This is a genomic window from Actinopolyspora lacussalsi, from assembly GCA_030803735.1.
GTDB classification, from domain to species: Bacteria; Actinomycetota; Actinomycetes; order Mycobacteriales; family Pseudonocardiaceae; genus Actinopolyspora; species Actinopolyspora lacussalsi.
The window spans coordinates 4,543,117-4,555,898 of the sequence record JAURUC010000001.1 but is presented as its reverse complement, the minus strand read 5'-3'; the positions used below and the strand labels follow the sequence as shown (position 1 = coordinate 4,555,898).

Here is a 12,782-nt window from a genome sequence, read left to right as displayed (position 1 = left end):
AGCTCGAACGTCACAGCTGGTCAGGCTGCTGACTCAGCCGGCTCCAGGTGCCGAGTACGTACTCGTCTCTAATGCTGCGACCAGCAGCTGTACACGCTCGCGTTTCACTTTCTCCGGATTCTTTCCAGACCTCGGGCCGTATCCCGTGGTCCAGCCGCATCACGAAAGGCCCCGCGACGCACTCGAATACCTCCTCACGGAGTGACACTCGGTTCGCGGCGGTAAGGCGCCTGTTGCCACGTTGATCGGCGGGGTTCGGCAGCCGCGACCAAGTGCGGCGTAAGACGCCAGCTCCGAAATCTGCGTTTCATTGGAAATCGCCGCGCCGGGCGGCTCGGACCAACGAAGACACTGCCTCGGTCAACCGTCGCGGACGGTTTCGGTCTCCGGCTCGGCGGGGCGCGCTTCCGGAACGTCGCTCGGCTGCTCGGGATTCCGGTCGGACTCGTCGGCCGGTGCAGAATAATCCACTTCGGATGGCAACGGCGGGCTCGTGGGCTGCGACTCCCGGACCCGCATCGGGATGTAGCTGCCGCTGTCCCGGTCGAAGTGCATCAGGTGCGTGCCGTGGAAGAACCGACACTCGTGCTGCGAGAGATGCCACCCCACGGCGAGTACGACCGCCTTGGGCGCCATCGCGATCATGACGAGCTCCCGATCCCCGGCTTCCGCCTTGATACGCGCCAGGTGATCGGCGATCTCGCTACCCAGGTGCCCCAGCTCATCGGCCGAGTAATCGGGTGGACCACCCGACTCGGGCATTCCGCCCCGGTAACTGATCAGGTGCAGCTCGTCCACACCGAACCGCCGGAACCCCTCCTGCGAGAAGTACTTGCTGGTATCCCCGAAAGCCAACCAGACCCCTACCCTGTCCTTACCGTGCGACCGTCCGTCGAGCCGACTCAACGCCGCACTCGTGCGGCTGCGGGGCCGTGCGGTGAGCGCGAACTGCTGCTCGGTGTTATTCGGCAGCAGTTCGAGCAGCCGCAGGCTCTCGGGGTGCGGCAGGTAGGCACCGACCGTCAGCGCCATCGGCCAGAGCATGTTCGGCGCCACGGTGTAGCCGGTGTCGTCGCGATCGTTGTTGATCGCTTCCTCGATCACCGCGCCGATCTCGTGACACGGTTCCACGACGTCGATCACACCGCCACTGGTGCGCTGCTTGAGATCCACCCAGCGAACCACCGAACGCATCGACATCCGGCTGTCGTGCGCGGCGCGCAGCGAGCGCTCGTGCCAGTTCGGCATCGACTCGTCGAGCAGGTGGACGTAGAACAGCGTGCCCAGCCTCCGGTGCAGCCACGCGCGCCAGGCCAGTCCGGACAGCAGCGCGCACAGCGCCAAGATCCCCACTGCCCAGCGCGTCAGCACGACGTAGCCGTCGTCCGGATCCTTCGGGAACAGGTCCTCCAGCACCAGCGCCAGCGAGGCGGTGATCAGCGAGGCGGCCACCACGACCAGCGCGTTCGCGGTGAAGATCTGGGTCTCACCGCTTCGCAGTGACTGACGACGCCAGAATTTGACCATGAATCCCCCTCACGAACGATGATCGTTCGGTAACCTACCGCAGTGATCACCACTGGTGTTCTGCCGAACGCGCATTCGATTCGCGCAACTGAGGAAGGCGCATTGGCGAGCAGCAGCGGGATCAGCGGTAGGTTGTCGCCCGGACATGCGACCGGGCGATGACGACGTGGAGGTCGGGACGCGGTGAAACGGACACCCCCGAGAGGAGTCGCCACCGTGTTCGCGGTGGCGATGTTTCTGTTACTGCTGTTTCTCGGTGTCGAGAAATGGATACTGTGGACGATCGGCGTGCTGACCGTGATATTGGTGGCGGCCGAGGCCGGGCGCGAGATGATGGCACGGAGCATCGAGAACCTGAAGGTGGAGTCGTTCGTAGCGCCGGACACCCTCGATCGGGCCAAGAACGCGGGGGGCGCGCTCGACGGGCGCGTGGCACACACCGCGAGCCTCTACGAGCTCACGGAGCACGCACTGCGCAGCGAAGTCGAACGACTCGAAGCCGAGCACAACGATGGGAGCAGGTTCCCGAAGCCGGACGGCGAATCCCGCACCGGTTCCGGGGCGAGGCGAAGCGGCTGACGGCGTCTCCGAGAGCCCGGAACCGCCCCGAAGTCCCGGTCCGGGCTCGGTGGAGCGTAAATTTCTCGCGAAATCGCAGCGCCGCAGCGACGCAGGGGCGGCGGGAGCGGCACAGCGGAGGCAGGGCCTCGGCAACAGCTCGGGTCAGCGCTCCGCCGCACCCGCAGTGGTGATGCGGGTGACGGCCTCGCGGGTGAGGGCACGATCGTGGGGTTCGGGGGTCAGGGCGCGGTGCAGGGTCATCCCCTCGATGAGGGCGTCGAGCTGGCGGGCCGTGTCCGGGTCGAAGTGCCTCTCCAGGTGGACCCGGCTGCGGCGCATCCACTCCTTGGTCAGTTCCCGGTAGGCGGGTTGCCGGGCGGCCAGGGTGTAGAGCTCCTGGGTGAGCACCAGGTAGCGCTGATCGTCCTCGGACAGCTCGTGGATGAGGTCGGTAACCGCGTCCCTGGCCCGCTCCCGGTCGGTCGGCGCGGCGAGGTAGCTGTCGAACAGGGCGACGATCCGCTCGGCGAACCTGCCGAACGCCTCCCGGAGCAGCTCCTCCAGCCCGCCGAAGTGGTAGGTCATCGATCCCAGCGGCACCCCCGCCCGGGTGGCGATCCGGCGGTGGGAGACGTTGGCGATCCCCTCCTCGGCGATCAGGTCGAGGGTCGCGTCGATGATGCGCTCGCGGCGCCGCGGGTCGGTGTGTCCGGTAGCCATGACACCGAGCATCCTAGAGGTTGCGGACCTCGCGGGCCGGATTGCCGAGGGCGACGACGTCGGCGGGCACGTCCCTGGTAACCACCGCACCGGCACCGATGACGGAGTTCTCGCCGATGGTCACGCCGGGCAGTACGATGCAGCCGCCGCCGAGCCACACATTGTCGCCGATGGTGATCGGGCTCGCCGCCTCCAGCTTGTCGCGCCGGGGCCGTGGTTCCAGCGGGTGCGTCGGGGTGAGCAGCTGCACCCCCGGACCGAGCTGGCAGTCCTCGCCGATGGTGATCGACGCGACGTCCAGTGCGGTGAGGTTGTAGTTGACGAAGCTGCGCGCCCCGATCGTGATGTTGCTGCCGTAGTCCACGTGCAGTGGTGGCCGCAGGTGCACCTCATCGCCCACCGAGCCGAGCAGTTCGGCGAGGATCGGCCGCGCCGCGTCCGGATCCTCGACGTAGGCGGCCTGGTAGCGGGCGGCCAGCCGTACTGCCCGCCGCTGCCTGCGGCCGAACTCGGGGTCGTCGGCGATATACAGGTCCCCGGCCGCCATGCGTTCGAGATTCGTGCGCGGATCGTCCGCGAAGTAGCCACTCGGCATGCGTACGATCGTACGCTCCGGTGCGATCCGGAAAGCCCGAATCGGAGCATCTACCGGTCACGGCTCAGGCGCGCCGGTTGCTCAACACTCCCGCGAACAACAGCACGAGCACCCCGGCCAGCGGCACGACCAGCAGCCCCACCCGGAGACCTGCCGTATCGGCGACCACGCCGACCAGCGGCGGGGACAGCAGGAAGCCCAGCCGCATGAGCCAGGAAACGACGGTCAACCCCGAACCCTGCTTGAGTCCGGGCAACTCGTCGGCCTCGTGCATCGCGGCGGGCACCAGCGTCGCCACCCCGAACCCGGCGGCGGCGAAGCCGAGGACCGTGCCGGGCACGGTCGGCACAGCCAGCGCCAGGCCCATACCGACTGCGGTGATCAGACCACCGGAACGGGCCACGGTGCGCTGCCCGAACCGTCCGACGAGCCGATCACCGAGGATGCGGCCGACAAACTGGGCCGCAACCAGCGCCACGTAGCCCTGGGCCGCCAATGTCGCGGGCGCGTGCAGCGATTCGGAGAGGTAGAGCGTGGCCCAGGAGTTGCCCGCGTCCTCGACGAGTGTTCCGGCCATGGCGATGACGACGAGTGCTGCCAGCACGAACGCGATGCGCCGCCCCGGGAGCACGCGCTCCGCCCGTCCCGCCTCCCCGAGGTCGGCATCGGCTCCCGGGATGGATTCGTCGTCGGGCCCGGGCAGGCAGAGCATCCAAGCGGCACAGGCCGCGAGCACGAACACCGCCGCCGAGATCGCCAGGTGTTGCCCCCGCGAGAGCCCGAGCGCCATTGCGGCGGCGGCCATGGATCCGCCGGTCACTGCCCCGATGGACCAGACGGCGTGGAACGAGTTGATGATGGAGCGTCCGTAGCGGCGCTGCACCCGCAATCCGTGGGCGTTCTGCGCGACATCGGTCAACGAATCCATCGCACCGGCGAGAAGCAGTGCTCCCGCGAACATCGCGACCGAACCCGCCGTTCCCGCGACCAGGATTCCCACCGCGGTCAGCAGGGTGCCCGCGACCGCCACCCGCGCGGAACCCAGCCGCCGGACGGCCACCCCTGCGGCCAGACCGGCGACGATGGCCCCCATCGGGAACGCCACGACAGCCACCCCGTAGGCGGTGTTGCCGAGTCCGAGATCCGCCTTGATCTGCGGAAACCTCGGCAGCAGGTTGGCGAACAGCGCTCCGTTGGTGAAGAACAGCACGGCCACGGCCACGCGAGCCCGCCGCTCGACCTGCGTGGGTCGGGATGGTGCGGCAACGGTCATGCGCGGCAGCCTACCCATCGGAGCGGACGATCGTACACTCGTTTTCGGAACCGTTCCAGGAGGAGACGCATCGGCCGGGCGGGTGTCAATTTCTCGCGAAATCGCCGCGCGGACGGGGAGTGCTCATTCGCCCGAGGTGTGCCGTTCCGACCCGGCGGTGCCCTGCTCGGTTCCGGAAGTATCCCGGTGGGAACTCCCGGAGTCGGGGTCGGCCGAGGTGTTGCCGGTGGCCGGGGTCGCCGGACCGTTGCTCGCATCAGGGGAGCCGCTGCCGGAGCCCGAAGAAGCGCTGCCAGGTCCCGAAGAAGCGCTACCGGACCCCGAAGAAGCGCTGCCGGGATCAGCGGAGCCACCGGGGATCGGGACTCCCCTGGGCGGTGTGCTGCCGGAGTCGAGCGGGCCGACCGCGCCCCGCAGCGCCTGGGTCCAGGTCAACCGCCCGAACAGGTAGAAACAAGCCACCCGTTCGTCCGAGAACCGCGCCCAGTCGTAGCGGTTGCCCTGCTCACGCCAGAACACGTCCCAGACCTGTTGTCCTTCGGAGTCGTCCCGCAGCAGGCACCAAGCGTCGTCGCGCTCGGCCGCGACGGAAACCACCCGCGGTGGCACTCCCATCGCCTCCAGCCATCCCAGCACGGATTCGGAATTCACACGGCCTCCTTGGAGTTCACAGCTGTAGTTGCGTGCGTGGTCGGGTAGCCGGCACGTGAGGCGGCGCCTTGCTGCGTTGGGCCGCTCTTGAGTAGCGACCTACGCTGCGAGGCGACCCGGCCTTGCAATGCATCCGCCTCACGCACCGGAGTCCCCGGCGCAACGTCGCGGCGATTTCGCGAGAAATCGACACCGCCCGAGCCACACCTCCCCCACCGGCACGACGATTTCGCGAGAAATCGACACCGCCCGAGCCACACCTCCCCCACCGGCACGACGATTTCGCGAGAAATCGACACCGCCCGAGCCACACCTCCCCCACCGGCACGACGATTTCGCGAGAAATCGACGCCGCACGGGAGAACCCGCGGGTGGTCAGGTTGCGAGAGTGGCTGTGGTTCGGCGCTGGGAACGCGGAAGAACTGTTCCAGCGTCGACACAGCGGCGAGCATCAGCGGGGCGTCTCGGCGGAACCGCTCATCGAGCTCACCTCGACGCCCGTGTCCTCACTATGAATCCGCACCGTCCGTTCCGTCGTTTCGGAGTCAGCCGCTTCGTCCTGTTCGGACGTGTCGTTCCGCCCGGCAACATCGACACCACCGGACGAAACTTCCTGTCCGGAGACATCCTCGTGTTGGGCCTCAGTCTCCATTTCGGCTCCGACGGCCGGATCGGCCAGCAGGCCCAAGGCCACCAGTTCGGCGATCGGGTGCGTCGTGCGGTAGCGCAGCCCCGTGCCGGGCTGCTCGAACCAGGCGACCGCCCGGGTGAGCCACACCGGCAACGGATGCACCACCCGGTAACGCCGATAGGTCCGCTCCCGGAACTCCGGAGGAAGCGAACGGTCGGCGAACGCGGTCCCCTCGGGAGCCAGCACGAGTCCCCACTCGTCCCCCAGCCGATCGAGCATCGTGCCCGGAGGCAACACCTCGGGGTCGGGTTCCTCGACACCGTTGTCCGCGAAACCGTGCCGCACCGGCCAGTCGTAGGCGTGCGTGCGGTTCCCACCCGGCCCGGGAAGCAGGTAACGCCGTTCCCACTCGAACTCGCCGACCTCGGCTTCCGGGCCGAGCGGTTCGTAGTCGACGAGCAGCTCCTCGGGGATCGTGCGGTCCGCGTCCTCCGCCGCTCCCGGCGCGGCTCGGCGCTCGGTGGAGCGCGCGAGTCCGACAACGGCGTACTCCTCGACGAGGTCCGCACGCGGATGCGACCGCGGCGGCACCGTGAAGGTGTCCCGTTCGGACGGTTGCCCGGAGGGTGACCACTGCCTGCTCGGTCGGGTCTCGGCCACCGGCATGTGCCCCAGCGGGAACTGGTGCAGCACGAACGCCACCACGGCGGGGTCCCGCTGGTTCTCCCGCAACGGGCGTCGCCCCTCGACCGGCTGCTGTTGTGGGGATTGCGGCTGGGGAGATCGCTGCGGTGGTGGCTGCTGCGCTGGGTGCGGTGGTGGCGGGGGCTGTTGCGAAATGCCGCCGCCGGGAGCGAACGGATTACGTCCCACCGGTGGCGCCACACCCGGATGGGCCGTCCCGGTGGGCTGGTAACCGCCCCGCACCGGAGGGCCGGGGCGCGGAGCCGCCTGTCCGGGCTCCGGCTGTCCGGCTCCCCTGCCATGCCCGGGAGCAGCCGGAGGCGGTGGAACACCCGGTCGCTGCGGCTGACCGGTGCTCCCCGGCTGTCCAGTGATTCCGGGCTGTCCAGTCATTCCCGGTTGCCCGGCGGGACCCTGCGGGACGGCACCGGGTTGTGGTGCGGGACCGGCGGGTGGCGGTGCGGCCGGACCCGGCGGTGCGGGTGGCGGTGCGGCGGCGGGAGACGCCCATGCCTGGTGCACGGCCTGCGGCGCGGTGATCGGGTCACGCTCGACATCGGTGCGCTCGCCACCCGCGCCCGATGCCGGTGCGACGTCGGGAGTCGAGGACGCGGCGGGATCCACGACAGGTATCGGTCCGGTCCCGGCATCCGGGCCGCCCGCCGGTCCGGCAGCGGCGCGTCGAACCGTGTCCGGCGAGACCGGCCCCGTCAGTTCCCGGTCGGCGGCCTCTCCCGGCTGATTCGCGTGCCGGGGAGGCCCCGTGCCATCCGGTCCCACGGCCGGACCCCGCTCGTCGGGTCCGGAAACGGGTGAGAGGAGCTCCGATATCCGACTGCGGGATGTGTCGGACTCCCCGCGCTCGGATTCCTGCCCCGGCGCGGCGGGCTCGTCAGCCGGTGCCGAAGGCGGGTCCGCCGGCGAAGCCGCACGGTTCCCCGCCGCACCGACAGCGCCTTCATCCACCACGGCATCCGCCCCTGAAACGGCGTTCCCCACCGGACTCACATCCGACACCGGATTCGCGACCGCCTCGACGACACCGGCCGGTTCGTCTTCCGCCTCGGTAGCGCCGAACGGTGCGGAGTCGGGCGGTGCGGCACCGGGGGATGCGCTCGAATCGATGGTGATCCCGCCCGAACTGTCCACCGCCCCGACCAGACTCCGGTTCAGCTCCGCGATGTTGGTGGCCGCGTCCCCCACGGCGGACTCGGCCCGCAACGCGGCGGAGGGGTTCCCCGCCGCGGCGGCCCGCTCGGCCGCGGCGGTCCGCTTGGCCAGCGTGACCAGTTCCCGCACGATGCGCACCTTGGCGGCACCCACCTGCTCCGCAGCGTGATCCAGTCGGTCGGCCGCCGCCGCGCACTCCCGTGCGCAACCGGGCAACCGGCCGGTGTCCGGGTCGACGAAACCCTGCCAGTGACTGCTAGCGGCCCGCGCCGTCTCACCCTCGATCGAGGCGAGCGCTCCACTCGCCGAGGTGTCGGAAGTAGCCGCCAGTCTGTGCAGCGAATCGGCGGCACGGCGCCAGGCGGCCGCCGCCTCGCGCATGGCGTCCTCATCGGCCTCCGGCCAGTGCGTGCCGGTGCGTTCGGCCACCCCGCGCAGTTCGACGGGAAGTTCGATCCCCACTCCGATCACTCCCGTTCCGGCCCGGCATCGATCCCGTCAAGTCGTTCGGCCGCCGCCTCGTCGGTGCGGCGGTAGGTCTCGGCCGCCTCCGACAGCTTCGTTCCCATCTCGGCGAGCTCGTCCGGTAACCGTTCGAGTCCGCGCAGCGCGCGCTCGACGCCGGGGAGGTGCAGCTCGGCGAACCTGGCTCCCGCCTCGTCGGAGCCCCAGCGGTCGCCCGAGGCATCCAGGGCGGTACGCAGCTCGTCCCGGATCCGCCTGGCCTGTTCCGCGTGCTCGGGAAACTCACCGGCGTGCTCGGTGAGTTTCCCGAGTTCACTGTGGAAACCTGTCATCACCGGTCCCGTTCCGCCGCTCCGACGTCCCGCAGCCAGCTGCGGGGTTCGAGCGACTCGTCCTGCTCGGGCTCCGCTGCCGAATTCCGCGGCCCATTGTCCGCAACGCCGGAGCCGTTGGGCACCGACACCCCGGTGACGGAGGAAGCGGACGCCGCGGAGTCGGCGCGTAAGGCGGCGGGGTCGGATCCGGACGGGAGCACCGTCGCGAGCACCGCGTCGGTGCGTTCGGCGATCCGCGCGGTAGCCGTGGCGGACAGCCGCACGATCAGCCTGCCGAGTTCGTCCGGGGAGTGCGTGCGGTAGACCTGCTCGGCCAGCCACACCCGCCGCAACGCTCCCCCGGAGCCGACTGTGACCGACACGTTCCCGCGCTCGTCACCGGCGGTCTCCTCGATCGAGGCGAGCTCCTCGTCGACCTCGGAAAGCCGCTGACTGCTGCGCCGGTAGTCGGCGATCATCTCCTCGACCTGCGCCCGATGGTCGGTCAACGCCACTCACCTTCCTCCCGCTGCCCGCCACCTCGCTCGCTCGGGTCCGCCCCGACGGACAGGGGCGAGCCGCACGTTCGGACGTGTGAACCGCCGAAGCGGTTCCGTCCGAGTAAGAACGTTCCGGGACGGATCGCCGGGACACGCGCTCAGCCGTGCCGCGGATCGGTCACGTGCAGCCCCTCGGTCACCGCCCGGTGGATCACGCGGGCCAGCGGCGCGCCGAGCACGGAACGCGGCCCGCCGTAGGGTTCGGGCGCGCCGTCGGGCGGACACAGCAGCACGGTCGCGTCGGTGCAGGTGCCGGTACCGGGCACCCCCGCCTCCGACAGGGCCTGCGCCTTCGCCTCGGCGACGGTGGCGACCAGGTTGACCAGCGCGGACTCGCTCAACCGCACCGGGAGGAAGCACACCGCGTTGATGGTTCCCGGCATGTGGTCCCGCACCAGGTGCGAGGTGTCGGCGGCATCGTGCGCGGCCCAGATCGGATAGCCCACCCCGGTGGTCACGCTCGCCCGCACACCCGATTCGGCGGCGGTCACCTCGTGCCGCACGTCCACCGCGGTCAACAGTCCGGTGCCCGGCCCTTCGAGCTCCAGTTCCCCGGCCATCTCGGCGATGTGCTCGGCCGGATCGGGGCGGTCGTATCCACTGGGGACGGTGGCGTTGAGCACCCAGCGGCGGAGTCCGAGACCGCCGCCGTACGAGCCGGAGGAAACGGCCAACCACTCGCCGGGGCACTCCCAGGCCAGCAGCGGTTGTCCCCGCAGGGTGCGCGTGCTCGTACCCGGGAAGCGCACGGTCTCCGAGGTCGTCATCGCGCCAGCGCCTTGACCACCGGCGACGGGCTCGGTTTGCCGAGTCGCTCGGCCATCCAGGTGCTGGTGTCGACGAGCAGCTCCAGGTCGACACCGTGCTCGATTCCCAACCCCGAGAGCATCCAGACCAGGTCCTCGGTGGCCAGATTGCCGGTCGCCGAGCCCGCGTAGGGGCAGCCGCCCAACCCGCCCGCCGAGGCGTCGACGGTGCTGATCCCCAGCCGCAGTGCGGCGTAGGTGTTGGCCAGTGCCTGACCGTAGGTGTCGTGGAAGTGCACGGCCAGCCGGTCAGCGGTGATGTCGGCCTCGTAGAAGCCACGCAGCACGCTCTCGACCTGGCCGGGCGTGGCCACACCGATGGTGTCGCCCAGCGAGAGCTGGTCGCAGCCCATCCCCAGCAGGCGCTTGCCCGCGTCGACCACCTGCTCGACCGGCACGGCACCCTGCCACGGATCGCCGAAGACCATCGAGAGGTAGCCGCGGACCCGCATGCCGGAGGAGGCCGCACCCCGCACGACCGGGCGGAACATCTCGAACTGCTCCTCGAAGCTCCGGTTGAGGTTGCGCTGGGCGAAGCTCTCGGTGGCGGAGGCGAAGATCGCGATGTCGGAGACCGCTGCCTCCCTGGCGCGGTCGAGGCCGCGCTGGTTGGGCACCAGCACCGGGTAGCGCACACCGGGTTTGGGGGAGAGCCCGTTGATGACCTCGCCGGCGTCGGCCAACTGCGGAACCCAGTCGGGGTGCACGAAGCTCGTGGTCTCGATGACCGGCAGGCCGGCGGCGTTGAGCCGGTTGAGGAACTCCAGTTTGACGGCGGAGGGGATCACCCCGCTCTCGTTCTGCAGCCCGTCACGAGGTCCCACCTCCCAGATGGTCACCTGTTCGGGGAGTTCCGGCGTGTTCGGGGAACGAGTGGCCTCCGGCAGACCCAGCGCACGTACACCCATCAACAAGTCTCCTTCCACGGATCACGGATCGCACCGCTTCTCGTTGGTCCCAACGGGTGTAGGACGCTACTCGATACGGAGCATCGGCGGGAGAATCCCGGAATCATCGCCTCGTCCGGGGACGGCGAGCGGTCAGCGATCCTCCGGGTAGTGATCGTGTGGTTCGCCCTCGACCGCGCCGTACAGCAGCGACTGCACCCGGTTCACCTCCGGGATGTCGTCGAACTCCAGGGGTTCGTCCGAGGCGGACTCGATTATCAGCGTTCCGCTGCCGAGCAGCCGGTCCAGCAGCCCCCGGCTGGACCGGACGCTGTTGATCCGCCCGAGCGGGATGTGCACGCCGGAGCGGGTGAAGACCCCCTCGCGGATCATCAGCCGGTGGTTGGTGACCACGAAGTGGGTGGTGCGCCAGCGCAGCAGCGGAGTCAGCACCAGCCAGAGCAACAGCACGAACCCGAGGATCCCGCCCACGGCGAGTACCGGGGTGCGCCAGGCGAGCGACTCGGTGAACAGCACGAGAGCGCCGAAGCCGGCCAGCACTACGAGCAGCGCGAGCACCGGACCCACCAGCAGTTTCCAGTGGGGGTGCCGGTGCACCAGCACCTGCTCACCCTCACCGAGCTGATCATCGGGATAAGCCACCTGTAGTCCCCCTTCGGATCAGCGACGGGCCACGCTCACCGTACCGGAACCTCGACCGGTTCCCGTGCCTGTCCGGGAGATCGCGAGCACGCCCCCGCGAAGCACGGAGCGACCGGTTCGGGGCGGGATCGTGACACGTCGGAGGACGCCCGGCCGCCCCCGGCGGCCCGGTGTCGGAACAGCCGTACCGAAGGTCAACGGCTGGGCGGTGGTCAGCGCTGGGCCGTGGTCAGCGCTGGGCCGGACGCAGATGCACCACGTCACCGGCGGAGACCGGCGTGCGCGTCCCGTCGCGGTCGCGGACCACGAGCCTGCCCTGGGTGTCGACGTCGCGGGCCTCGCCTTCGAGTATCCGGCCACCGCCGAGTTCGACACGCACCCAGCGGCCGATCGTGCCGCAAAGCGGCCGATAGCGTTCCAGCACACCGCCGTCCAGGGCGTCCTCGGACACTCCCTCGCGCCAGCGCAGCTCGATCCCGGACAACCGTTCCAGCAGACCGGCCAGCAGCTCGGTGCGGTCGACGTTGGCTCCCTCCGCGGCGATGGAGGTCGCGGGGAGTCCACCCGCGCTCTCGGGCAGGCTCGCCGCGTCGTGGTGCACGTTGACGCCGATGCCCAGCACCACCGCCATACCGTCCAGAGTGCTCACCGCCTCGGCCAGAATGCCCGCCGCCTTGCGGTCGTCTCCCAGGAGGAGGTCGTTGGGCCACTTCAGCTCGGCGGCCAGCCCGGTGGTCTCCCGCACCGTCTCGGCCAGCGCGGTGCCCGCCAGCAGCGGGAGCCAGGACAGCGCGGTACGCGCCGCCACCACGGGACGCAGCAGCACGCTCACGTGCAGCCCGTAGTAACGCGGCGAGACCCAGGAGCGCCGCATCCTTCCCCTGCCCGCCTGCTGCTCCTCCGCGATGAGCACGGTGCGGTCGGGGGAACCGGCACTGGCCGCGGCGACCAGGTCGGTGTTGGTCGAACCGGTCACGGTCACCACGTCGAGCGCCCGGTACGGGCCGTCGTCGAGCAGGCGGGCGCGCAGCGCATCGGCGTCCAGCGGGGGCGGGGCGGTCATGTGCCCAGGCTATGCCGTAGGTGGCCCGAGTGGTGACCGGTCTTCCGATGTACCGCGCGTCATCGATCCCGGGCGCGATGCGAACTCGACCGCGAACGCGGCGACACTTCCCGACAACCCTCAGCGGGCAATCGGTGAACCCCATCCACCGGAAAGGTGATACTCGTCACCCGAGACCTCTTCGTGGGAGACGAGTTCGGCTGGCTAGGCTT

12 protein-coding genes and 1 pseudogene are annotated in these 12,782 nt (G+C 69.9%); 1 reads left to right on the top strand and 12 read right to left on the bottom strand.

Translation table 11 applies throughout. From position 1 onward, the window contains the following. Positions 1–360: 360 nt before the first annotated feature. Entirely contained in the window at positions 361–1,527 is a 1,167-nt protein-coding gene (locus J2S53_RS20295) for a hypothetical protein (RefSeq protein ID WP_456242322.1), read from the bottom strand. A gap of 183 nt (positions 1,528–1,710) precedes the next feature. Between J2S53_RS20295 and J2S53_RS20290 the strand changes: the two genes are divergently transcribed. Continuing rightward, positions 1,711–2,106 carry a hypothetical protein gene (locus J2S53_RS20290; protein WP_456242321.1) on the top strand — a complete coding sequence of 132 codons (396 nt, stop codon included), beginning with the start codon at positions 1,711–1,713 and terminating at the stop codon, positions 2,104–2,106. A gap of 144 nt (positions 2,107–2,250) precedes the next feature. Here the strand turns inward: J2S53_RS20290 and J2S53_RS20285 are convergent, their stop codons facing one another. The 11 genes and pseudogenes from J2S53_RS20285 to J2S53_RS20235 form a co-directional block, all read right to left on the bottom strand. Further along, the gene (locus tag J2S53_RS20285) at positions 2,251–2,808 is read right to left on the bottom strand and encodes a TetR/AcrR family transcriptional regulator (RefSeq protein WP_092928245.1); all 558 of its coding nucleotides are present in this window, start codon (positions 2,806–2,808) and stop codon (positions 2,251–2,253) included. A 13-nt stretch (positions 2,809–2,821) separates the two neighbouring features. Next, positions 2,822–3,403, bottom strand: a complete 582-nt coding sequence (locus J2S53_RS20280) for a sugar O-acetyltransferase (RefSeq protein WP_456242320.1) — start codon at positions 3,401–3,403, stop codon at positions 2,822–2,824. A gap of 64 nt (positions 3,404–3,467) precedes the next feature. Then, complete coding sequence (locus J2S53_RS20275; protein WP_456242319.1) at positions 3,468–4,676, bottom strand: MFS transporter; 1,209 nt, start codon at positions 4,674–4,676, stop codon at positions 3,468–3,470. A gap of 393 nt (positions 4,677–5,069) precedes the next feature. Then, positions 5,070–5,327: pseudogene (locus J2S53_RS20270) on the bottom strand (hypothetical protein); the annotation flags it as partial. Positions 5,328–5,778: 451 nt separating this feature from the next. Continuing rightward, positions 5,779–8,274, bottom strand: coding sequence for a glycohydrolase toxin TNT-related protein (locus J2S53_RS20265; RefSeq protein WP_456242318.1), 2,496 nt, complete (start codon positions 8,272–8,274; stop codon positions 5,779–5,781). A gap of 5 nt (positions 8,275–8,279) precedes the next feature. Next, positions 8,280–8,609 carry a WXG100 family type VII secretion target gene (locus tag J2S53_RS20260; RefSeq protein ID WP_456242317.1) on the bottom strand — a complete coding sequence of 110 codons (330 nt, stop codon included), beginning with the start codon at positions 8,607–8,609 and terminating at the stop codon, positions 8,280–8,282. Then, positions 8,609–9,100, bottom strand: a complete 492-nt coding sequence (locus J2S53_RS20255; protein ID WP_456242316.1) for a YbaB/EbfC family nucleoid-associated protein — start codon at positions 9,098–9,100, stop codon at positions 8,609–8,611. Before J2S53_RS20255 ends, J2S53_RS20260 begins: the two co-directional genes overlap by 1 nt. A gap of 149 nt (positions 9,101–9,249) precedes the next feature. Further along, on the bottom strand, positions 9,250–9,918 hold the full coding sequence (locus J2S53_RS20250; protein ID WP_456242315.1) for an adenosylcobinamide amidohydrolase: 669 nt from the start codon (positions 9,916–9,918) through the stop codon (positions 9,250–9,252). Beyond that, on the bottom strand, positions 9,915–10,865 hold the full coding sequence (locus tag J2S53_RS20245) for a hydroxymethylglutaryl-CoA lyase (protein WP_092974742.1): 951 nt from the start codon (positions 10,863–10,865) through the stop codon (positions 9,915–9,917). The genes J2S53_RS20250 and J2S53_RS20245 overlap by 4 nt, the downstream gene beginning before the upstream one ends. 132 nt (positions 10,866–10,997) lie before the next feature. Then, positions 10,998–11,507, bottom strand: a complete 510-nt coding sequence (locus J2S53_RS20240; protein ID WP_456242314.1) for a PH domain-containing protein — start codon at positions 11,505–11,507, stop codon at positions 10,998–11,000. A 229-nt stretch (positions 11,508–11,736) separates the two neighbouring features. Next, positions 11,737–12,570 (bottom strand): biotin--[acetyl-CoA-carboxylase] ligase, encoded by an 834-nt coding sequence (locus J2S53_RS20235; protein WP_456242313.1) that lies wholly within the window; start codon positions 12,568–12,570, stop codon positions 11,737–11,739. Positions 12,571–12,782: the final 212 nt, after the last annotated feature.

What these genes read in the sequence shown, in the direction of transcription:
- J2S53_RS20295 (WP_456242322.1), bottom strand. Translation starts at nt 1,527, where the DNA reads ATGGTCAAATTCTGGCGTCGTCAGTCACTGCGAAGCGGTGAGACCCAG.
- J2S53_RS20285 (WP_092928245.1), bottom strand. Translation starts at nt 2,808, where the DNA reads ATGGCTACCGGACACACCGACCCGCGGCGCCGCGAGCGCATCATCGAC.
- J2S53_RS20280 (WP_456242320.1), bottom strand. Translation starts at nt 3,403, where the DNA reads ATGCCGAGTGGCTACTTCGCGGACGATCCGCGCACGAATCTCGAACGC.
- J2S53_RS20275 (WP_456242319.1), bottom strand. Translation starts at nt 4,676, where the DNA reads ATGACCGTTGCCGCACCATCCCGACCCACGCAGGTCGAGCGGCGGGCT.
- J2S53_RS20260 (WP_456242317.1), bottom strand. Translation starts at nt 8,609, where the DNA reads ATGACAGGTTTCCACAGTGAACTCGGGAAACTCACCGAGCACGCCGGT.
- J2S53_RS20250 (WP_456242315.1), bottom strand. Translation starts at nt 9,918, where the DNA reads ATGACGACCTCGGAGACCGTGCGCTTCCCGGGTACGAGCACGCGCACC.
- J2S53_RS20245 (WP_092974742.1), bottom strand. Translation starts at nt 10,865, where the DNA reads ATGGGTGTACGTGCGCTGGGTCTGCCGGAGGCCACTCGTTCCCCGAAC.
- J2S53_RS20235 (WP_456242313.1), bottom strand. Translation starts at nt 12,570, where the DNA reads ATGACCGCCCCGCCCCCGCTGGACGCCGATGCGCTGCGCGCCCGCCTG.